Annotated in this window: 21 protein-coding genes; 5 read left to right on the plus strand and 16 right to left on the minus strand. The window is 36.9% G+C overall.

What is annotated here, in order from left to right:
- Positions 1-132: 132 nt before the first annotated feature.
- The 4 genes from BMW39_RS00440 to pncB all read right to left on the minus strand — a co-directional run bounded on the left by BMW39_RS00440 (position 133) and on the right by pncB (position 5,357).
- Positions 133-2,769 carry a carbohydrate-binding domain-containing protein gene (locus tag BMW39_RS00440; RefSeq protein WP_083391856.1) on the minus strand — a complete coding sequence of 879 codons (2,637 nt, stop codon included), beginning with the start codon at positions 2,767-2,769 and terminating at the stop codon, positions 133-135.
- Positions 2,766-3,257, minus strand: a complete 492-nt coding sequence (locus BMW39_RS00445; RefSeq protein ID WP_074719273.1) for a T9SS type A sorting domain-containing protein — start codon at positions 3,255-3,257, stop codon at positions 2,766-2,768. The genes BMW39_RS00440 and BMW39_RS00445 overlap by 4 nt, the downstream gene beginning before the upstream one ends.
- A 180-nt stretch (positions 3,258-3,437) precedes the next feature.
- Complete coding sequence (locus BMW39_RS00450) at positions 3,438-4,166, minus strand: DUF4304 domain-containing protein (RefSeq protein WP_034976345.1); 729 nt, start codon at positions 4,164-4,166, stop codon at positions 3,438-3,440.
- Positions 4,167-4,181: 15 nt separating this feature from the next.
- Positions 4,182-5,357, minus strand: coding sequence for a nicotinate phosphoribosyltransferase (gene pncB, locus BMW39_RS00455; protein ID WP_034976347.1), 1,176 nt, complete (start codon positions 5,355-5,357; stop codon positions 4,182-4,184).
- 260 nt (positions 5,358-5,617) lie between these two features.
- On the opposite strand from pncB, the gene BMW39_RS00465 reads away from it, so the two are divergent.
- A complete protein-coding gene (locus tag BMW39_RS00465; protein ID WP_034976349.1) occupies positions 5,618-5,950 on the plus strand; it encodes a hypothetical protein in 333 nt (110 codons plus the stop codon).
- A gap of 96 nt (positions 5,951-6,046) precedes the next feature.
- Here the strand turns inward: BMW39_RS00465 and BMW39_RS00470 are convergent, their stop codons facing one another.
- On the minus strand, positions 6,047-7,093 hold the full coding sequence (locus BMW39_RS00470; protein ID WP_034976350.1) for a DUF3667 domain-containing protein: 1,047 nt from the start codon (positions 7,091-7,093) through the stop codon (positions 6,047-6,049).
- Between the two features lie 214 nt (positions 7,094-7,307).
- Here BMW39_RS00470 and rplM point away from each other — a divergent pair, with 214 nt between their 5' ends.
- The 3 genes from rplM (at position 7,308) to rpsB (ending at position 9,096) form a co-directional block, all read left to right on the plus strand.
- Positions 7,308-7,763 (plus strand): 50S ribosomal protein L13, encoded by a 456-nt coding sequence (rplM, locus tag BMW39_RS00475; protein WP_034969716.1) that lies wholly within the window; start codon positions 7,308-7,310, stop codon positions 7,761-7,763.
- Positions 7,764-7,768: 5 nt separating this feature from the next.
- Entirely contained in the window at positions 7,769-8,155 is a 387-nt protein-coding gene (gene rpsI, locus BMW39_RS00480) for a 30S ribosomal protein S9 (RefSeq protein WP_034969720.1), read from the plus strand.
- A gap of 179 nt (positions 8,156-8,334) precedes the next feature.
- Positions 8,335-9,096, plus strand: coding sequence for a 30S ribosomal protein S2 (rpsB, locus tag BMW39_RS00485; protein ID WP_028121230.1), 762 nt, complete (start codon positions 8,335-8,337; stop codon positions 9,094-9,096).
- Positions 9,097-9,427: 331 nt separating this feature from the next.
- On the opposite strand, the gene BMW39_RS00490 is transcribed toward rpsB, so the two are convergent.
- A complete protein-coding gene (locus BMW39_RS00490) occupies positions 9,428-10,384 on the minus strand; it encodes an acetyl-CoA carboxylase carboxyltransferase subunit alpha (protein WP_034969728.1) in 957 nt (318 codons plus the stop codon).
- Positions 10,385-10,614: 230 nt separating this feature from the next.
- On the minus strand, positions 10,615-12,123 hold the full coding sequence (gltX, locus tag BMW39_RS00495) for a glutamate--tRNA ligase (RefSeq protein WP_034976351.1): 1,509 nt from the start codon (positions 12,121-12,123) through the stop codon (positions 10,615-10,617).
- 104 nt (positions 12,124-12,227) lie between these two features.
- On the opposite strand from gltX, the gene BMW39_RS00500 reads away from it, so the two are divergent.
- On the plus strand, positions 12,228-12,572 hold the full coding sequence (locus BMW39_RS00500; RefSeq protein WP_034976352.1) for a phosphomannose isomerase type II C-terminal cupin domain: 345 nt from the start codon (positions 12,228-12,230) through the stop codon (positions 12,570-12,572).
- Between the two features lie 63 nt (positions 12,573-12,635).
- On the opposite strand, the gene BMW39_RS00505 is transcribed toward BMW39_RS00500, so the two are convergent.
- The 9 genes from BMW39_RS00505 to accC form a co-directional block, all read right to left on the minus strand.
- Positions 12,636-13,598 (minus strand): glycosyltransferase family 2 protein, encoded by a 963-nt coding sequence (locus BMW39_RS00505; protein WP_034976353.1) that lies wholly within the window; start codon positions 13,596-13,598, stop codon positions 12,636-12,638.
- A gap of 15 nt (positions 13,599-13,613) precedes the next feature.
- The gene (locus BMW39_RS00510) at positions 13,614-14,624 is read right to left on the minus strand and encodes a hypothetical protein (protein WP_131474325.1); all 1,011 of its coding nucleotides are present in this window, start codon (positions 14,622-14,624) and stop codon (positions 13,614-13,616) included.
- A 12-nt stretch (positions 14,625-14,636) separates the two neighbouring features.
- Positions 14,637-15,614 (minus strand): hypothetical protein, encoded by a 978-nt coding sequence (locus tag BMW39_RS00515; protein ID WP_034976356.1) that lies wholly within the window; start codon positions 15,612-15,614, stop codon positions 14,637-14,639.
- Between the two features lie 15 nt (positions 15,615-15,629).
- On the minus strand, positions 15,630-16,694 hold the full coding sequence (locus BMW39_RS00520) for a glycosyltransferase family 2 protein (RefSeq protein ID WP_034976358.1): 1,065 nt from the start codon (positions 16,692-16,694) through the stop codon (positions 15,630-15,632).
- On the minus strand, positions 16,691-17,692 hold the full coding sequence (locus BMW39_RS00525) for a glycosyltransferase family 2 protein (RefSeq protein WP_083391857.1): 1,002 nt from the start codon (positions 17,690-17,692) through the stop codon (positions 16,691-16,693). The genes BMW39_RS00520 and BMW39_RS00525 overlap by 4 nt, the downstream gene beginning before the upstream one ends.
- On the minus strand, positions 17,658-18,467 hold the full coding sequence (locus BMW39_RS00530) for a glycosyltransferase family 2 protein (RefSeq protein ID WP_034976360.1): 810 nt from the start codon (positions 18,465-18,467) through the stop codon (positions 17,658-17,660). Before BMW39_RS00530 ends, BMW39_RS00525 begins: the two co-directional genes overlap by 35 nt.
- Positions 18,464-19,213 (minus strand): glycosyltransferase family 2 protein, encoded by a 750-nt coding sequence (locus tag BMW39_RS00535; protein WP_245750431.1) that lies wholly within the window; start codon positions 19,211-19,213, stop codon positions 18,464-18,466. Before BMW39_RS00535 ends, BMW39_RS00530 begins: the two co-directional genes overlap by 4 nt.
- Positions 19,213-20,457, minus strand: coding sequence for an ornithine--oxo-acid transaminase (gene rocD, locus BMW39_RS00540; protein WP_034976362.1), 1,245 nt, complete (start codon positions 20,455-20,457; stop codon positions 19,213-19,215). The genes BMW39_RS00535 and rocD overlap by 1 nt, the downstream gene beginning before the upstream one ends.
- A gap of 103 nt (positions 20,458-20,560) precedes the next feature.
- The gene (accC, locus tag BMW39_RS00545; protein WP_034976364.1) at positions 20,561-21,919 is read right to left on the minus strand and encodes an acetyl-CoA carboxylase biotin carboxylase subunit; all 1,359 of its coding nucleotides are present in this window, start codon (positions 21,917-21,919) and stop codon (positions 20,561-20,563) included.
- Between the last annotated feature and the right edge of the window lie 75 nt (positions 21,920-21,994).

Genomic DNA, 21,994 nt, shown 5'->3' on the forward strand with positions numbered 1-21,994 from the left:
AATTAATTTTTTTTTCGATACGGAAATTAATTTTAAATAAAATTAACAGTTTTATGAGGACAAGATTTTTAAAATAAAAATGAGAACGCAAAATGAATTGCATTCCCATCTGTATAAAAAGTAGTTAAGTTATTAGAAAGAAATCGTGTTCACTGTTGCAGAAGCAGACGTTGTAGTCGTGCTTTTCAAAGTTGCTCCGGTTGTAGAATAGGTTCCGCCAGTGTACAATCCCCAAGCGGTTGCGCCGCCTACGAAACTTCCACCTGTGTAACTTCCACCGAAATAGATTTTATACTGCGTTGATTTGGCTAAATTCGGACTTGAGAAGTGGAAATAGTAAACGGCATTTTTCGGTTTGAAGGTCACCATTTCTGTTCCCGCTGCATTTTCGATGTGTAACAAAGAAGTAGCTGCCAACTGCGCCGAAGATTTGATGTACATACTCACTTGGCTGGAAGCTGTTCCCATTGCTTTGGTCATATTGGCGTTTGAACCAGCAGAAATCAATGTTCCGCCGTTCATCAGAAAAGTTCCGTTGTAATCAATGCCCTCCTCAGGCTGACTTGTAGGTCCGTTGACGATGGTTGTTCCGCCGGAAATTGTAATGTTTCCATTGCTGTCAATCGCATCGCTTCCTGTCACAATATTGATTCCGCCTGTGATGTATAAGTGACTTCCGTCATTTCCTTCAGTTCCGCCAGAAACTGTTCCGTAAGTCGCATTGATGCCGTCGTTTGATGCGGTAATATTGTTGACGCCACCAGCGAAAGTAATCAAAGGTGCTTCAACACCTTCTCCAACGCCGGAAGTTGCGGAGATTGCAGAAACAGTGTTTGTTCCGCCATTAATCGTTACAGAAACATCAGAATGAATGCCGTCATCCGTAGAAGTGAACGTGTTGTTTCCATTATTAATGACAATCGCTTTTGCGGCAACCAAAGTTTTCGGGTGAGAATAATCTGTTCCGGAAACCAATAATCTTGCGCCAGTTGTTGTAATCTTCAAAGTTGGATTTCCGGTTGCTGTTCCGATGGTGACTTGGCCGTCAGACTTAATTCCTTTACCAGCAATTCCTGAACTGTTTGTAGTTAATGAGCCACCGCTGATAATGACGTTTGCATCGCCCGAAATTGCAGCAGAAGAATAAGAATCTGTTGCTCCGGTTGCGTTCGTATATTTTGCACCAGCTCCAGCTGTAGTGATATTAATTGTTCCACCAGAAATTTCGATATCAGCATCTGCAGAAATTCCTTTTGTTCCGGTCGCGGTCGTAGTTCCGGTCACTGTAACAGTTCCGCTTGAGATTGTAACTTTTCCATCTGCTTTGATTCCTGTTGGGTAAGATGGGTCGAATCCGCTTCCAGAAGCATTAAGCAAGGTGGCCCCTGAAAGATTCACAGTCGTGTTTCCGCCGGAGATGGTTACGTTTCCATCCGCTTTGATGCCTTTGCTTGCAGTTCCGGAATTGGTTAAGATTAATGTTCCGCCAAGAATGTTGATATCAGTGTCAGAAGAAATCGCAGAAGATGAGTAAGAATCTGCAACGCCCGTTGTATTGGTGTAGGCTGCTCCGTTTCCAGCCGTTGAAATCGTGATGCTTCCGCTGTTGATGTTAATTTCTTTACCTGTCGAAATTCCTTTTCCGCCGTTTGCTGTTGAAGCCAAAGTTAAATTAATGGTCGCGTCGCTCACAGTCAAAACGCCATCAGTTTTAATTGCAGTAGAGTAGGAAGGGTCAAATCCAGTTCCTGAAGCCGTAAGAACTGCCGCTCCGGAAAGATTTGCCGTAATATTTCCGCCACTGATTGTGATATTCCCTTTTGCGCTGATTGCTTTGGATTGCGCTCCAGTTAAAATTAGATTAATGGTTCCGCTGGAAATATTAATGGTGTTACTTCCGGTTTTGATTCCCTTCACATCAGGCGAAGCCAAAGTTGAGGTTATCGAACCGCCTGAAATCGAAACTGCTGCATCGCCTGCGTCAACCGCGTCGCCAACTGCTGTAATTATCAAAGTTCCGTTGCTCATCGTGAAACCTTCGGAGTGCAGCCCGTCAGAAGCTGCGCCAGTTATTGTGATTGTTCCATTTTGAATTTCGATATCTTTTGAGGTGGAAACGCCGTGTTTTTTGACGCCATTAATATTCAGATTTCCTGTTCCGGTGAAAATGATTTTTCCATCGGTTTGTAAAGCGCCGTTCTTGGTATTTGTAGAACCGTCAGTTAATGAACTTGTTGTTCCAGCTTGCAAAGAAAAAGTATTCGTCTGTGCGCCAGTTACGATAATTGCTGGTCCTGCCGCATTCGTCAGATTAAGATTATTAAGAACAAATTTTGCGGGTGAAGTAGAACTCATTGTCAGACTTCCGCTCGTGCTTGCTCCCAAAAGATTGTATTCTAAATTGCTTGTCGTAGAAGTTGAGGTTACAGCTACCGTTCCGCCAGTCGCAGTGATGGTTACGCCGCTTGCAGAATAAGGATTGATAATCGTTGCGTTATCCGTTCCGTTGTAGATGATGTAGATTTTGTCAAGATTGACGGCGTTATTGGTGAATGTCAAACTGTCAATCACATTTTTTCTGATATCCAAAGTGTTGGTCTGCCCACTCAGTTTGAATTTCGAATAGGTATTGTCCAATTTGATGCTGTCCACCGAAGCAATTGGTGACGCGTACATCGTATTGCCGGAATTATGAATGACCACTTTTTGCTGAGCTTTCATCGAAAAAGAGAAAAGTAGCACTACTATTAATAAGATAGACTTTCTCATTTCTTAATAAATTTAATCGTTACACCATTCGCCTGAACCAAATAAACACCAGCGTTCAGTTTAGAAACATTGATGTCTTCATCAGATTTGTAGGTTCCTGAAACCACCAATTTCCCTTCGAGATTATAGATTTTGACATCCAGAGATTTTGCCTCAGATTTGATTCTGATGTAATCTGTGGAAGGATTTGGATAAAGTTGAAGATTGCTTTTATTAAGACCGACATTCTGAGTTGCCAAAACTTCATCAGTAAAAATAATTTTCTGGATAATGCTAACAGGAATACTTGTTTCCGTAGAATTGGCTTCAGATTTAACCAAGAGATTGTCTCCCGAAAAATAAAGTTTTCCCGATGCCGAAACATTGAAGCCTTGCTCAGTTCCCGTGTAATATTTTATTTTAACGCCTGTCTGTGCGAATCCAAAAACGCCGGCAAACATTAGAAAAATAAAAGACACTTTACTGAAAAAGTGATAGTTATTGTTCATTTTTAATTATTTTAATGAACAAAAATATCTTTACTATATTAATGATGAAAATAAATGCGGAGAATTAGGAAAATGTGTCGGTTTTTGGAGTAATTGATAATATTAGTGAGGAAATGGTTGTATAATGATATTTTGAATCACAGAATTTTAATATGCTAAGCAAAATCTTTATTAAGGAAATTAATATTTGATTGTGATGCTGTTTTCTTTTCCAATCCTTTTTAATCTTTCAACATATTCAGTATTAATTTTTGCCGTAGATGTTTGTATTTCTTCTGTGCCGTCAGGATACACTATTTTTGATACGTAATCTTTGGGATTCAAAGCATTTGAGAAAGCTGTATTGAGTAATTCTTTTGCTCTTTCAATTTCTCCAACCTTTATTAATATTTGAATCTTAGAAATCTCACTAGTTGTTAAATTAATATTTTCATCATTAAGGATTAAATCTTTTAATGATATTAAATCAATGTTTTTTTCTAGAAATGGTCTTAAGTAATCATTGAGGTGAGAATGAATCTCCATCTCTAAATTTTCTTTTGTTGTATTTTTGTGTAATTCATACCAGTAATCATTTCCTTTGACTAATTGTCCAAGTCTAGTGCTTATTTGACAATCGTATTCACGAATAAATTTAGGGATTTCATTATTCCCATTCTCGGTATAGATTTCCGTCGCAAAAAAACCAATGTTGAAAGTAAATGAAACATTATCTTGATGATTCCATCTACTTTTTTGGATATTTACAACTTGAGTTAATTCGCTTATATTTTTATTAAAACCATTTCCATTTTTTCTAAATTCTAACTCTTTAAAAAATGGATAGACAATATTTTTCAATATTTCATTGAACTCTAATTGCAGGTTCCGTTCAACCTTATTCTTTTTTTTAAATAAAAACTGAAACATAATTCAAGCGATTTCTCATTTTATCCTCAAAAACTCCTTCGCCAACTCAATCATTTTCGGGTCGCCGGTGTATTTCCCTTTTTCGTCGGAGAGTTTTACGGTTGGAATCCATTCATTATTAATGCCTTTTACACTGATGAGTTTCATAACGATGTTCATTGGTTTCAGTCCAACATCATTTGTCAGATTAGTCCCGATTCCGAAAGAAATTCCGATTCTTCCTTTGCAGTAATTGGTGATTTCCTCCACTTTTTCAAGATTCAAACCGTCTGAGAAAATAATATATTTGAACAAAGGATTGATGCCTTGCTTCTGATAATGCGCAATCGTTTTGTCCGCAAATTCCAACGGGTCGCCGCTGTCGTGACGAACGCCGTCAAACAACTTTGCAAATTTCTTGTCAAACTGCTGGAAGAACACTTCCGTCGTGTAAGTGTCGGAAAGTGCAACGCCCAAATCACCGCGATAAACATCCACCCAATTTTCCAACGCGATAGAATTCGCCATCTTGAAACCAAATTCCGCCGCGTGGAACATAAACCATTCGTGCGCGTGTGTCCCAATTGGTTTTACATTGTAAAGCATCGCTAGATGAACATTCGAAGTTCCAGTGAAAGTGGATTTCTTATCCTGAATCAAAGCGTCCATCACCAATCTGTGAACTTTGTAAGAATGTCTTCTTCTCGTCCCAAACTCTGCAAACGGAACACCGAGTTCTGTCAAATGAACTGCTTTTTCAACGGTTTTGTCAATGACTTCTTCATTGGTTTGTCTTTCCAGATGATTCATTTCATAATGAAGTTCACTAATGAGCGCCAGCAAAGGAACTTCCCAAAGAATTGTTCTGTACCAAAGTCCTTCGACGGAAACTTTAAGCTCGTTCCCGATTTGCTCAATTTTCACTTCAGATGGGTCGTAATGAAAACCTTCCAGAAAATCGAGGTAGGGAAGGGCGAGATAAGGACAGGTGACTTTCAGATATTTTTTTTCGTCTTTGGTGAGTTTCAGTTCTGCCATTGCGTTGACAGATTTTCTGAGTTCGTCTGCAAAACCTTCCGGAAACTCGTGTTTGCCACGGTTGATGAATTCGTATTTTACAATTTCGTTGGTAAATAATTTCACGACTGCATTTTGCATTGTGATTTTATAAAAGTCATTATCCAGAATAGAATTCAGCCGAACCTCGCGCATAAAAATATCGTTTACACAAATCTAAGGAATTTTGTTGAGGAGATTTTGATGAAGAAAAAAATAACACAAAGGCACAAAGGATTTATTTTTAAAATGCTCTGTTGTAAGACACAAAGTTTTAATGTCATTAAAAACAAAAAAATCAAAGATTTTCTTGTGCCTTAAAGCATTAAGAAGAGAAAATAACTCCTTGTGTCCTTGTGTTATTTTTTTAAACATCATAAAATTTACAATTCTTACTTTTGCAAAAATGATTTGAAATGGTAAAAGCGCTGATGTATTTTGTGGTCGGAACGTTAATTAGTTTTTTCTTGAGACGTCTTACAGGAAGTCCGGTAGATTTCTGGGTGGAACTTTATGTGGCTTCAGCTTTTGGGATTGGTTGGGGATTGGCTTATTTCGTTGACCATCCTGATTGGCCTTTACCAAAGAAAATGGGGATTTCGTTTATAGGAATTATTTTCCTCGTGGTTTTAGGCTTGCTATGTTTTGACTTCGAAGTTGCTGTTTCTTCTATTCTGAAATTTTCGACCGTATTCGTAGCTTATTATATGATAGCAAGTTTTAGAGAAAGCAAATCGTTGAGATATTAGTTGGCTGATAGCATTTGGCTTTTGTCAATTTGCTTCGGTTCTTTATAATATATTAAAAAGCCAGACTTCTTGGGAAATCTGGCTTTTTTATTTTGTTTAATGAATCATCAGAAAACTTATGAGTGCTAATCCAATGATTAAAAAAGTAAAAGCAAAGAAGTTGAACCAAAGTGTTAAAAATCCAATGAGTATGCTGACTCTTTTTTTAGTATTATAAACGCGTTTGTGGGCAATGAAAAAGTAGATGATATCATAAAAGAAAATACAGAAAATCCCTAAGTACAATATTTTGTTGATAAATGGTACGCTGCAGTATTCTGAAACTTTGTATAATAGTAATGAAAGTAATAAAGACAACAATAGAAATGAAAAGTAATGTAATGTGAAAATACCGTGGTCGAAATACCACCATCTCTTTTTGTTATGAAACAGCCATAAAATAAATGCGAAAATTGGGAGATAAATGAAAAGTGCTTTTGGAAGATTATGAATGGTCGTCTCTATAAATCCTGTTAAAATCTCACTCTTTTTGTAGCCTTTTTTCTGTAATTCGGCTAGTTTGTTATGGATTGGTCGATTAAAGAAATTATTATCAGAAATTGTAATTTCATCCTCGTCTAGTTTCTTGTCCATATCGAACGTCTGTTCAATTTCGTCGATTTTTGAAGAGTCTGTAATAATAGGAGTGTACTTGGCAATAATTATGCTGTCTTCTTTCGTCCACTTTTCTTTGGCTTTAGCATCGTTAAGCGCTTTTTGTATTTCGGAGATTTTGTCCTTTTGAGAAAATAATTTTGATTTCCCCTTTCCCTCAAAATTGATATTGAAAGGTGGAAATATAGCGAACAGGAAAAATGTAACGAAACTTACAAAAATGTAAAGCTTCACAGGAGGGACAAAAGTTTGTCGCTTTCCTTCAAGATAAGTGCTCGTAAGTTTCCCTGGTTTGAAGAACAGATTTTTCAAAGTTCCCCAGAATTGTCCATCGTAATGTGTGAAATCCTCTACAAAATGAGTGAAGAGATAATGGAAAGGCTGTCTTGTCTGGATGTTTTGCTGTCCACAATTAGGACAATATTTTTCCTCAACCGTATGTCCGCAATTCAGACAGTCTTTTTCTTCTCTCAGTTTTCCGTGGCTCATTTTTAGAATTTTCACCAAAAATATAAAAAAGCACTCTTATATAATTGCCTTAATATTAATTAATTTTGAACAGTGCGAGAAGAATTCGAATTAATAACTCATTAATAGTTAGAAATTTAAAATCTTTTTTGCGGATTAATTTTTCAGGCGAAAAAATTTTGCTACCTTTGCACACCCGTAAGGGAAAATTATGTTTAATCGTAAACGATAAATTGTGAATACATTAAGTTACAAAACAGTATCGGCAAACAAGGCTACAGCAAATAAAGAATGGGTTGTTGTAGATGCTGCTGGGCAACCGTTGGGAAGATTAGCTTCTACCGTTGCAAAGATTTTGAGAGGTAAGCACAAAACGAACTTCACACCTCACGCAGATTGCGGAGACAATGTGATCGTTTTGAACGCTGGGAAAGTTACACTTTCCGGAAACAAGTGGGCAGATAAAACTTACATCTGGCATACAGGATATCCTGGTGGTCAGAAGTTTATGACTGCAGACGAGCTTAAGAAAAAAGACGAACTGAAAGTTTTGGAAAGATCCATCAAAGGGATGCTTCCTAAAAACAGACTAGGTTCTGCTTTGTTCAAAAACCTTTATTTATATGAAGGAACAGAACACAAACACGAAGCTCAGCAGCCTAAAGTAATCAATGTTAACGAATTCAAATAATTAATATGTCTACAGTACACAAAATCGGAAGAAGAAAAACTTCTGTTGCAAGAGTTTTTGTTAAGCCAGGAACTGGCGTTATTAGCATAAACGGTAAAGATGCTAAAACTTATTTCTGTACGGATGTTTTGGTTTATAAAGTGAATCAGCCATTTTTGTTGACAGAAACTGTTGATCAATATGATCTTAAAGTGAATGTTTTCGGAGGAGGGATTACTGGACAAGCTGAGGCTATCAGACTAGGAGTTTCTAGAGCATTATGCGCTATCAATGAGGAATATCGTTTGGTTCTTAAGCCACACGGATTGCTTACTAGAGATGCAAGAATGGTTGAGAGAAAGAAATTCGGTCAGAAAAAAGCAAGAAAGAGATTCCAGTTCTCAAAACGTTAATCCAGACAAGAGATGGAGAGACAAGAGTTGGGAGATCATTGATCTCATATCTCGAATCTTTAAGTCTTTTAATCTCACTTAAATATTGCCCGTTACGTTTAGCATCCAAACTTTACTCCCATCTAAAGTAAAGTTGATTGCGGAAAAGCGGAAAGTAAACTAACAAAAAACAAGAAAACATGGCAAAAGCAAATGTAAAAGACCTTTTAGAGGCTGGCGTACACTTCGGTCACATGACTAGAAAGTGGAATCCAAATATGGCTCCATACATTTTCATGGAGAAAAACGGTATTCACATCGTAGATTTACATAAAACAGCTGTTAAATTGGACGAGGCTTGCGTAGCTTTGGAAAAATTAACTTCTGCAGGTAAAAAAGTTCTTTTCGTAGCAACTAAAAAGCAAGCGAAAGAAGTAGTAGCAAAACACGCTGCTGAACTTAACATGCCTTATATTACAGAAAGATGGCCAGGTGGTATGCTTACAAACTTTGTAACTATCAGAAAAGCTGTGAAGAAAATGAACTCTATCGATAAAATGAAGAAAGACGGTACTTTCGAAACTTTATCTAAAAAAGAAAGACTACAAGTTGATCGTCAAAGAGCAAATCTTGAGAAAAACTTAGGTTCTATCTCAGACATGGTTCGTCTTCCTTCAGCTATTTTCGTAGTTGACATTATGAGAGAGCACATCGCAGTAACAGAAGCTAAAAAATTGGGTATCCCTGTTTTCGGTATCGTAGATACTAACTCAGATCCAAGAAAAGTGGATTTCGTGATCCCGGGAAATGATGATGCTTCAAAATCTATTGATATGTTGTTGAGCGTAGTTTCAGAATCTATCAAAGAAGGTTTATCTCAAAGAAAAGCAGACAAAGAAAAATCTAAAGAAGAAGGCGAAAAAGTTTCTGCAGACGCGGATGCTGATTTCGATGCTGAATAATCGAAGGATTTATCTAAAAATAGAAAAGCGGTTTCAAACATTTGAGACCGCTTTTTTTTGTTGTAATATTTCTACGTTATAGTTATTTGAGCAGCTTTTCCGCCTTCCGTTCCCGCTTTTTTTGCCAAGGCTTTTCCCAATCCAAAAAAGAGCTCCACTCAAGTCGGGCTGCAGCTTCGCAAGATTGAAATTTTGTCGATTAATTCACGATTTGCCATACAATGAAATTCAGACAAACAAAAAACCCTTCCAAAGTTTTAAACTCTGAAAGGGTTATATTTTATTAGGTTAAAGGGTGTAAAGCCAAAAGCAAATTGCCAAAAACAAAATCTTACCCTTTGAATTCTCCCATCGCAATGAATTTCTCCTGACGGTCGTTCACCAATTTCTCAGAAGCTTGCTTAGACAACGTTTTAATGTCTTTTAAAAGGACTTTCTTCACATTCTCAAACGTAGTCGCAGAATCATAATGCGCGCCTCCTAAAGGCTCTGGAATGATGCCGTCGATCAATTCCTGTTTTAGCATATCTTCTGCTGTCAGTTTCATTGTCGTTGCAGCGGTTTCTTTATATTCCCAGCTTCTCCAAAGGATTGCAGAACAGTTTTCTGGAGAGATTACAGAATACCAAGTGTTTTCCATCATGTAGACCTTGTTTCCAACACCAATTCCCAATGCACCGCCACTTGCACCTTCACCGATGATGATGGTGATGATTGGCACTTTTAGAGAGCACATTTCGAAGATGTTTCTAGCAATCGCTTCACCTTGCCCACGTTCTTCAGCTTCCAATCCTGGATAAGCGCCTGGCGTATCGATCAAAGTTACCACAGGAATGTTGAATTTCTCTGCCAGTTTCATCAATCTAAGAGCCTTTCTGTAACCTTCAGGATTTGACATTCCGAAACGTCTGTGCTGACGTTCTTTGGTCGTTCTACCTTTCTGGGTTCCGATGAGCATAACTGTATTTCCGCTGATGCTGGCAATTCCGCCGATCATCGCAGGGTCATCACCGAAGTTTCTGTCACCGTGCAGTTCCACAAAACTTCCTTCGTCTGCCAAACCGTTGATGTAATCAAGCGTGTAAGGTCTGTCCGGATGTCTCGATAACTGAACTCTCTGCCAAGGCGTCAGATTTTCGTATATTTTTTTCTTAGTTTCTTCTATTTTGGTTTTGATCTTTTTGCAGGATTCATCCACATCAATGCCGCTTTCTGTACCCAATTGTACACATTTTTCGTACTGATCTATCAATTCCTTTACAGGTTGTTCAAATTCTAAATATTCCATGTTTTGTTTGGATTAAACCCTCAAAAATAATGTTTTTTTTTGAATTGGTTTTTATTTAATCGCAAAGGTTTATTTTTTCATTCTGGTTATTAAGAGAGCAAAGTTTTTGATCAATTGAAATTGATCTGAGGAAGCTTGAATATTGACTCAAACGCTTCTTCATCGACAAGGTCGAAATCTTTGCTTGCTAAAAAAAACCAGTTTTTCTTTAAAACTTTGCGTTTAAAATATTAATTTATACTAATTGCTTTTTCAATTCTTGCAAGAGTTTTTTCTTTGCCGATAATGTTCATAATATCAGGAACATCAGGACCTTTCAATTCACCAACTAAAGCCAATCGAAGTGGCATCATCACTTTTCCCATTCCCAAAGAATGTTCTTCAGCAAAATGATGGATGGCTTCCTTGAGAGTTTCCGATTCAAAGTTTTCAGTTTCGAGTTTGGTAGAAAAGTCTTTTAAAATGGCAGAAGTTGTGTCGTTCCAGGCTTTCTTCAAGGCTTTTTCGTCGTAAGATGTTGGCGCTTCGAAGAAGAATTTTCCATCGTTGTAAATATCAACCACGAAAGTCGCTCTTTCTTTCATCAACGAAACGATTTTCAATAATTTGTCATCAGAAAGATCAAAAGCTTTTACTTCATCCACTTCTTTCAATAATTCTAAAACTTCTTCATTAGATTTGGTCTTCAAATATTCCTGATTGAACCATTTTGCTTTCTGCGGATCAAATCTTGCGCCCGCTTTATGAACTTTATGAAGGTCAAATTCCGCAATCATTTCGTCCATAGAAACAATTTCTTTATCGTTTGCAGGCGTCCAACCTAGCAATGCAGTCATATTAATGAACGCTTCCGGGAAATAGCCTGATTCCTTATAACCTTTCCAGATCTCATCACTTTCAGGATCTTTGAAATTCATTGGGAAAACCGGAAAACCGAATTTTGCACCATCTCTTTTGCTTAATTTTCCTTTGCCTTCTGGTTTTAGAATCAATGATAAATGGGCGAACTCAGGTGCATCCCAATTCATTGCTTCATAAAGCAAAACATGCAAAGGCATAGATGGCAACCACTCTTCACCACGGATCACGTGAGAGATCTTCATTTCAAAATCATCAACCACATTGGCGAAATGATAAGTTGGCATTCCGTCATTTTTGATCAAAACCTTGTCATCCAAAGTATTTGTGTTGACAGAAAAATTTCCTCTGATGATGTCTTGAAGATTCAAAGTTCTGTCAACCGGCATTTTGAAACGAACAACATACGGAACGCTCGCATCCAATAATTTCTGAACTTCTTCCTGAGAAAGGGAAATGCTATTTTTAAGTTGTTGTCTTGTCTGATGATTGTAAGAGAAAACGTCGCCTTTAGCTTCGAAATCTTTACGGATCGCATCCAATTCTTCCGGTGTATCAAAAGCCAAATAAGCATAATCTGTTTTCAGGATTTGCTCTTTGTATCTGTCGTAGATGTCTCTTCTTTCAGATTGTCTGTAAGGAGCGTATGGACCACCAACTCTAGGACTTTCGTCTGGGATGATGCCGCACCATTCCAAAGAATTCATGATGTAATCCTCTGCACCTTCCACATATCTTGCGGTGTCTGTATCTTCTATCCTAAGAACAAATTCTCCACCTTGATTTTTGGCAAACAGATAATCATACAAAGCAGTACGTACGCCACCTAAATGTAAAGCGCCTGTTGGGCTGGGTGCAAATCGCACTCTTACTTTTTCCATGTCTAAAAAATTGTGGTGCAAAATTAAGAAATTCTGAGCGTTTTGCCTTTTGAATTTGGTTAATCTTTTCCGAAATAGTACTTTTGTTAATTAAAATAATGGTTATGTTAGAAATAGGGGAAAGACCTTGGGGAACGTATTATGTTTTGGCAGATGAACCACATTATAAATTGAAAAGAATTGAGGTGAATCCAGGACACAAATTGTCTTATCAATTCCATTACAAAAGACAGGAACAGTGGACCATCGTGGCAGGCAACGCCATTGTAGTTTTAGACGACAAGGAAATTCCGCTTTCTTACGGCGAAAGTATCTTTATCCCGCAAGGTGCAAAACATCGCATCATGAATCTATCGGAGCAGCCAGTTGTTTTTATCGAAGTTCAAACTGGAACTTACTTTGGTGAAGATGATATCGTGCGAATCGAGGATGAATACGAACGAGCATAGATCATCAACTCTATATAAAATAATGGCAGCCTAATTTTTAAGCTGCCATTTTTAATTGATATTCTATATTTTTCTTTTTCTAAGGATAAAATCTGCAATTTCTAAAAAGAACGATCTCACAGGGAATTTAGATGTCATTTCATTGTAGTTGTTATCAAACCTCTTTTTTAATTCTTTCAAATTAGCATCAAAATATGCGCTTTGAAGTGGTAATTTTTCTGATAGAATAAGGTTTTCTTTATACTTTATAGCAAAGCGCTTGAGGAACCTTTTGTATTCTTTGAAAGATTTTACCTCTCTATCAATACTAAAGTAGTTGGTGATATCCTTTTTTTCTTTCTCTGTATTTTTAAAAAATACATTGCCTACTTGTTGCGAGTCGTGCCTTCTGTAGTAGATCAGTTTTTCGTCCAGGAAGAAAAGTTTGTCCTGCAAAACAGCTACCAGCGCAATCCAGCCATCGTGATGCACATTGTCTATGATCGGAAAAGGCATGATGTCTTTTTTAATATCTTTTTTGATTGCCATTGTAGCGCCAGTACAAAAATTGTCAATTAAATTAAGGATATTAAAATAATCAAATCGGTATCCTTTTGCGCGCACAGATTTTGGAATGTCCCAAAGACTTATAATGTCCAGTTCCTTATTTTCCGCATCGATTCCGTAGCCATTGGTGCATATTACAGAGATTTCTTTGTTTTCTTCGAAGGTTTTGAGAATTCTTTCAACTTTATTTGGAACCCAAATATCATCTTGGTCGCATAAAAAGATGATCTCGTTCTCACAAAGTGAAATGGCTTTTTCAAAGTTTTTGACGCTTTGAAGATTTTGTTCGTTGATATGAATCTTAAAAATCCCAGGATGCTTTTCCGCGTAGACATTCAAGATGGAAACCGTAGAATCTGTGGATCGATCGTCACAAACGATAATCTCGTCAACTGGGTGTGATTGATTCAGAATAGAATCCAATTGTTGTTTTAAAAATCTTTCTCCATTATAGGTGCAAATTGCAACTGACGTTTTCATATATTCTTATTCAATTTAATTTTTCAAAATAGTCCAGATCCAGTTGGTAAATGAGTAATTTTTTCTGATCTCATCATCTATTTTGATATGATCCTTAGAAAGGAAATCTTTTATGTTGTTTTTATCAACGCTTTTATCCCAAACCAAAATATTGTCTGGAGAATAAAAGTCATAATCTTTGACCAGCGGATTTGTCGTGATCAATTTTTTCGAGTAGTGTAGTGTTTCGAAAATTCTGAACGATAAACCATTATGAACCGGATCTGCAACGTCCAAAACTATATCAGCTTTTTTCACCATTTCCAAGGTTTCAAGATAAGTTAAGGGTTTTTCAATAAAATTGATGCCATTCTGTTGATGAAGCAAAGGTGTTCTTTCATCAAAGTAGAGCAGATTGATATTGGTTTTCATTTTCAGCTCTGTAAAGATGCGGGTTAGATATTTGATGTCATCGATTCTTTTCTCTATAAAACTTCCAATGAAAAATATTTCTTTTGGATCTTCTCCAGTTTTGTGCGGATCAATCTCAGAATCAAAATCAAAGTAAAAATTAGTTATCGGAAATACGTTGGCGTACTGTGATTTATACTTTTCATAATCATCCACATCAAAAAGGAAAAAGCGGTCAAAGATGTTGATCAGTTCCTTCGCTTTTGGATATCGGTCCAATCCATCCCATTGATAAGCAATGAGTTGATTTGTTTTTTGCTTTAGGATTTCCAGCGTCTCTTTTGAAAAATAATCCGGACGGATCACCAATGCATATTCTACCTTTTGGTTGATTGAAGACAGTGCTTTTCGCAATGATTTGTCATTGTATTGATCCTTAAGCGTGTTCTTGTAATTTTTGTCGCCCACCAGTTTTCTAAAAAAATTAGTGATCTTCTGAGCGGCGTGATCGTATTGGAATTCGCTATCACTGGTAAAGAGCAATTTAATATCGAAATCCAGATTTTCTAAGTTTTTCTTAAAACCCTCATAGATCTTGAAATGATGAGGCATTACCAAGATGATTGTTTTCTTCAAAAGGTGTTTGGTTTAATGTGTAATGATTTTCCTTATCCAACTGCTGAATCCATATTTCTTTACGATATCTTCCGAAATTTCGTGGTAAGACCTTCGTAAAAAAACATCAATATCATTGTAATTGTCGTTTTCTAACGCAAATATATTGTTTGGATGATAAAAATCGTAATTTTTCACCATTATATTATCAGTGATCACTTTTTTCTTATAATAAAGCGCTTCGAAAAACCTGATGGAAAGTCCGTTATGTACTGGATCAACAAAATCCAAAAGAATATCAGCGTCTTCTACATTTTTCAAATTTTCACGAAAAGTAACTCTCTCTTTGATATATTTGATTTTCGGATTTTTGATTTCTGATTGATTGTAATATTGAATGAATATGGATAATTCCACATTTTTTGAAGACATCTCTTCAATGAAACGGTCAATTTTCATTTCTCTATTTTCCCAATACAATCCTACAAAGTACAACCTTGGTCTTTGAACATTATATGATTTGTAAACAGGTGGTAAGCAGTCAAAATAAAAGTTGGTGATTGGTTTTATATTATTCTTTTCATCTTCATAATCAAAACAGAAAAAGGAATCGAATAAAGAAAAATAATCTTTTACTTTTGGGAATTTTTCAATGCCATCCCACTGATATGCAATTAGTTTTTTGGTTTTTTTCTTGAGTTCCTGGATGACCTCGATTGGAAAGAGATCGGGGCGGATCACCAAAGCATAATCCAACATTTCAAATTCCGATATTCTTTTATAGTATTCTCGGAGCTTATGATTATCAACAAGTTCCCTCTTGTAATTTTTATTTTTAAAAAAAGTCTTCTGAATAAAGTTGATGAACTTTTCGTTGGCTCGGTACTTAAATTTTGAAGGATTGTCAGTGATCAAAAGTGGCGAAAAACCTTCCTTCTTCAGATTTTCCAAAAACAGATCAGGGAAATCGGAGTAATCGGGCATCATCAAAAGAAATGTTTCGTTCCGCATATTTTTACTGAAATTTTATTTGAGTAAATATTTGATTTTAAAAAGTTTATAACGTTTTCTAATACTGTTGACCGGGTTTTTGAAAAAATGTTTTTCGATGATATCAAAAGAAAACAATGACAATTTGTTCAAAGCTTTATAGTAATTTTCATTTTTATCAGAAAGCAATTTAAATTCGTCAGAATGGGTATGGATCTTTTTCAAAGTTCCTTCCAATCTTAGTCGAGCAGCATGACCAAGTTTGCTTTTTTCTCGAATGGAAAAATCGATGATCAATTTTTTTAAATATTGCAAATATCTTTCGACCACCGCTTTTTTATAAGGATCTGAATTGTTCTGATAGTATTTTTGGAAAACAACTTCGAGAATCTCTAAGTAAGAATTTAGATTTCTCTCGCCAATATTTTTGGTAATCGACTCCGCATTATCTGTCCGGTAAAGATAAGTTTCCTGATCAATGAATTTCACATTTGTCGCCAGAAACATCGTTTCAAAGAACCATAATTCATCTTCGTGAAGAATTCCGTCTTTAAATTTTAAATTAAATTTTTCCAGAAACAACCGACTGTACAAACGGTTTTGTGCAACAGGAGCCAAACCAGATTCCATGGTTCGGAGGAGAACTTCCTGTTTATTATTCCCAAATAAAATATCTCCTTCTTTTGGATGTTTCAGTTGCGAGATCTTCTCAAGATTTTCCCCATTCACAGTTAATGTAATTCCCGTAAGAATTTCAGATTCTGTATCAAGTTCATCTATAAATAGTTGTAATGCATTTTCGGCGATGAGATCATCGGAATCGAGGAAGAACAAATAATCGCCTTTTGCATTTTCGATGCCCAAATTGCGGGTTGCAGAAAGTCCCTGATTTTCCTGAGAAAGCACCTTGAAACGATGGTCTCCCGAGGAAACTTCTTCCAGGATCTCCAAAGTTTTGTCCTTGCTACCATCGTTTATCAACACACATTCCCAGTTTTTGTAAGGCTGATCGATGACAGATCCAATACAGGAATGAATATATTTTTCCGCATTATAACACGGAATGATAATGGAAATTAAAGGTTTTTCGGAGAGATTCATTTTTTTATAAATCGGGAATATTTTTCAGGATAATATACGAAAAACCGAAGATAGAGATAATTTTCCAGACCGACTTTCAAAGCTGGATAAAGCAAAAAGCATTTTAGTCCATTTCTCATATTTTGTTTTTCAGAAAGCATTTCGTCTGCTTTTGTGTTGCGAATGACGCGCTTCAAAACCATAAAGGATTTCTTCAAAATATTCCGAATGATCGATGTGTGAAATTTGGACTCAAAGTTTTGGGCTTTCAAAAAAGTGTAGGCTTCCATCAACGCCAAAAAGAAATGGTAAGCGCGTTTTGGTGTCAGATTGTGCGATAGGCTATTTTCAAATTGAACATAATGGTAGATCGGATCACTGATCTTCACCACTTTTTTTGCATTATTGAAAATCTTGAACATCGTAAAATAATCTTCAAAAGCTTCCAGATTTTCCGGGAAAGTGATGGTCTTCAAAAGTTCTGCCCTGTACAATTTTGCCCAAGGATGACTCTGGATGATCTTGTCTTCCAGCAAAAGCTTGAGCGCCGTGTGCTTGTCGTAGATTGCAATTGGATCTGTAGAAATTTGATGTTTTCCAACTTGATCTCCATTTTTATCCTCAAAAAAAGCTTCAGCAATGCTGATGTCTGCCTGGTTTTCCACAATCGCTCGATGTAGAACGGAACAATAATTCTCCTCGGCCCAATCGTCAGAATCTACAAAACAAATGTAAGTTCCGGAAGCCTGTTTTATCCCTTGATTCCGTGCTTTGGAAACCCCGGAATTGATCTGGTCTATAAGAATGATTCTCGGATCTCTCTCCTGGAATTGTTTGATGATCACAGACGATCTGTCCGTAGAACCATCATTGATGATAATGATTTCCAGATTGCGATAGGTTTGTGAAATCACAGATTCTAGACATTTTTCAATGGTGGATTCTGCATTGTAACAAGGAATGATGAGACTTACCAATTCAAAACTATTCATAGACCATGTAATCTTTTCGAATTTCATCTAATCCATTTTCGCAACGTGTGTTTTTGGAGATTTTCAGATGTTCAATTTCTCTCATCTGTTCGTCGTGTTTGCAATTATCAGATTGTGGATGATAAATGTGGTATTGTATTGCGCCGTATTTCACTTTTCTTTTTACAAGACCAAAGTTTACAAAACGTTGTGCGAGCTCTTTGTCTTCTGCGCCCCAACCTTTCAATGAATTATTATAACCATTGACTTTCACAAAATCTTCCCGTGAAAATGCCATGTTGCTTCCCAAAACGCCATCTGCCGATTTTTCCTTTTTACTCGTGAATATCAGATTGAAAAAAGGAATACGAATACCATGTTCTCTCATCTTCACATCGGTACTTAGAAAAGAAACGGACGTAGATTTGTTTTTTAATAGGGTCGCACTTTTTGTTCTGCCGATCATCAGTCTTCTGCCTTTTACAAAGGAGTTTTCCTGAGCAAAACTTTTATGGTCTCTAATGAAATCCCGATGCAGGATCACATCACCGTCAATCTGTACAATGTAATCTCCTGATGCCTGTGCAACGGCTTTGTTTCTAATTTCTGCAAGTTTGAAACCGTTGTCTTCGTGCCAGATGTGTTTTATTTTCCACTTGTAGGTTTTCCGAAAACGGTCAATGATCTCTTTGGTGGAAGCGGTGGATCCATCATCGGCAATGATGATCTCTTCGGGCATTAGCGATTGTCTCATCACACTTTTGAGACACAGCTGTAGTGCTTCCGGCCAGTTGTAAGTTGAAATGATCAGTGAAATCTTCATTTTTTTTTATATTCTATCAATTTGGATAGAGTCAAAAATTTGTATTGAGACTTTAAACAAGCAAAAATGAAGCCTTCTTTCCCGTCGCGAAAGCCCTGTTTTACAAAGTAATACTTGAAAAACCAAAAAAATGGTGATGTCAATAATTTAAAAAAGCCAACTTTTTGGTGTTGTCTTTTTGGGATCTCTGCGGTAGAGTAGAGGTTGTTTTTATGTTGAGTATGCGAAATAGTGTCGTTCGCCAAATGCTCTATGGCCAAAGATTTATTTTTTGAATTGATCTTAAAAACTTCACCTTCAATATTTGGAATCGAGTGGATGTACTCCGGCCAATGGATCTTCGATTTTTTAAAAAAACGATAAACATAATCGGGATAAGCCGAATGCATAAATCTACCTAAAAAGTAATTCTTCCTCGGAATCGCAAAACAAGCTATTTCAGGTTTTTCGGCAGCGATTTTTTGTAGATAGTTTTTCAAATCGTTATTGACTGTTTCGTCTGCGTCCAAAAGCAAGACCCATTCGTTCTTGGCTTGCGAAATGGCAAAATTTCGGGCAGGTTCCACAAAACCTGTTTTCTCATGAAAGATGATCTTTGCATTGTACTTTTCCGCAATTGCCAAAGTCGCATCTTCACTGTGCATATCGCAAATTAGGATCTCATCAAATTCTTTTACAGAATCCAATACTTCGTCGAGATGTTTCTCAGCATTAAGTGTGTTGATTACTACGGAAATATTCATCATTAATATTCCAAAACCGTTTTCTCAATGATTTTCACACAATCCAAAAGTTGCTCTTCTGTAATTACCAAAGGCGGTGCAAGTCTGATGATATTGCCGTGCGTCGGCTTTGCGAGAAGTCCATTTTCTTTTAGTTTTACACAAAGATTCCAAGCTGTTTTGCTGTCTGGCGTGTCATTGATCAAAATGGCATTCAGCAAACCTTTTCCACGAACTTTGTTAATCAAGTCGGTTTTCTCGATTAGTTTTTCGATTTCAGAACGGAAGAGTTTCCCTAATTCTTCGGATCTCTCGGATAAATTTTCATCTGCCACAACATCCAAAGCTGCAACTGCAACAGCGCAAGCAATCGGATTTCCACCGAAAGTTGAACCGTGTTGTCCTGGTTTGATGACATTCATGATCTCGTCATTGGCTAAGACTGCAGAAACAGGATACATTCCGCCGGAAAGTGCTTTTCCTAAAATTAAAATATCTGGCTGAACATTTTCGTGATGACAAGCTATCAATTTACCAGTTCTTGCAATCCCGGTTTGAACTTCGTCTGCGATGAAAAGTACGTTGTATTTTTTACAAAGTTCTGAAGCATTTTTGAGGTAATTTTCGTCTGGAACGTAAACGCCAGCTTCACCTTGAATTGGTTCAACTAAAAATGCAGCAATATTTTGAGCATCATTTTTAAACGTTTCTTCTAATGCATTCAAATCATTGTAAGGGATTTTTACAAATCCTGGCGTGAAAGGTCCGTAATTCTGGTTGGCATCTGGATCGTTAGAAAAAGAAACGATTGTTGTTGTTCTTCCGTGAAAGTTGTTTTCGCAAACTACAATTTTTGCAGCGTTTTCAGAGATTCCTTTGACTTCATAACTCCATTTTCTGGCTAATTTTACAGCGGTTTCTACAGCTTCAGCACCAGAATTCATCGGAAGGACTTTATCAAATCCGAAAAGCGTTGTGATCTTTTTCTCGTATTCTCCAAGATTTGAATTGTAAAAAGCTCTTGATGTCAAAGCCAATTTTTTAGCTTGATTGACCAATGCTTCCACAATTTTTGGATGAGAATGTCCTTGATTGACAGCAGAGTAGGCGGATAGGAAATCATAATATTTCTTACCTTCTACATCCCAAACAAAAACACCTTCACCTTTGTCCAAAACCACTGGAAGTGGATGGTAATTGTGCGCGCCATATTGGTTTTCGAGGTCGATGAAGTATTGTGAGTTTTTTTCCTGAACTGCTGTTGACATAACTTTTAATTTTTGTAAAAATAATAAATTTGAATTCAATAGACGGTAATAAAAATGCCCAACTTTTAAAGTCAGGCATTTATATCTTTATTAATGATAATTTCTAGATATGATTATCGAAACTTCTGTCCATCACGAAGTCTTCCATAAACTTGGTCGTGTAGTTTCCAGCAAGGAAATCTTCGTTCTCCAATAATTGTCTGTGGAAAGGGATCGTAGTTTTCACTCCTTCAATATAGAACTCTTCCAGAGCACGTTTCATTTTCGCGATCGATTCTTCTCTGGTTTGAGCAGTAACAATCAATTTAGCGATCATAGAATCGTAGTTGGATGGGATTGTGTATCCAGAATAAACGTGAGTGTCAACTCTTACACCATTTCCACCAGGAATATTAAGTTCAGTGATTTTTCCCGGAGATGGTCGGAAATCAGCATAAGGATCTTCCGCATTGATTCTACACTCGATAGAATGTCTTTTCGGATAATAATTTTTTCCACTGATTGGCGTTCCGGCAGCTAGAAGAATTTGCTCACGGATCAAGTCAAAATCAACAACTTGTTCCGTAATTGGATGCTCAACCTGGATTCTCGTATTCATTTCCATGAAATAGAAATTTCTGTGTTTGTCCACCAAAAATTCTATTGTTCCAACACCTTCGTAAGAAATATATTCTGCTGCTTTTACAGCCGCAGCTCCCATTTTTTCACGAAGTTCATCCGTCATAAAAGGAGAAGGCGTTTCCTCAATTAGTTTTTGATTTCTTCTTTGGATAGAGCAGTCTCTTTCGGAAAGGTGACAAGCTTTACCAAATTGATCTCCAGCAACTTGGATCTCGATGTGTCTTGGCTCCTCGATCAGTTTTTCCATGTACATTCCGCCGTTTCCAAAAGCCGCTACAGCTTCTTGGATTGCAGAATCCCAATGTTCTTTCAAATCTTCTTCTTTCCAAACAGCTCTCATTCCTTTTCCACCACCACCGGCAGTTGCTTTGATCATCACAGGATAACCAACAACTAAGGCAGTTTTCTTAGCATCTTCGTAAGAATCGATCAAACCTTCAGAACCTGGAACACAAGGGATTCCAGCTGCTTTCATGGTTGCTTTGGCCGTAGCTTTGTCTCCCATTTTTTCGATTTGCTCAGGACTTGCTCCAATGAATTTGATGCCATTCTTAGCACAGATCCTTGAGAAATTTGCATTCTCTGATAAGAAACCGTAACCTGGATGGATCGCGTCTGCATTTGTAATTTCTGCAGCAGCAATGATATTTGGTATTTTAAGATAAGAATCTTTGCTCATTGGCGGACCAATACAAACAGCCTCGTCCGCAAAACGAACGTGAAGACTGTCTTTGTCAGCAGTTGAATAAACAGCTACTGTTTTTATGCCCATTTCTTTGGCCGTACGCAAAATTCGCATTGCGATCTCGCCACGGTTTGCGATCAATATTTTTTTGAACATCTTTTTATAATTAAAAATTAAGAATTAAAAATTGAGATAAAGTGAAAATCATCACTTATCAATCATCATCTATCA

The organism is Epilithonimonas lactis, assembly GCF_900110605.1.
Taxonomy (GTDB): Bacteria; Bacteroidota; Bacteroidia; order Flavobacteriales; family Weeksellaceae; genus Epilithonimonas; species Epilithonimonas lactis.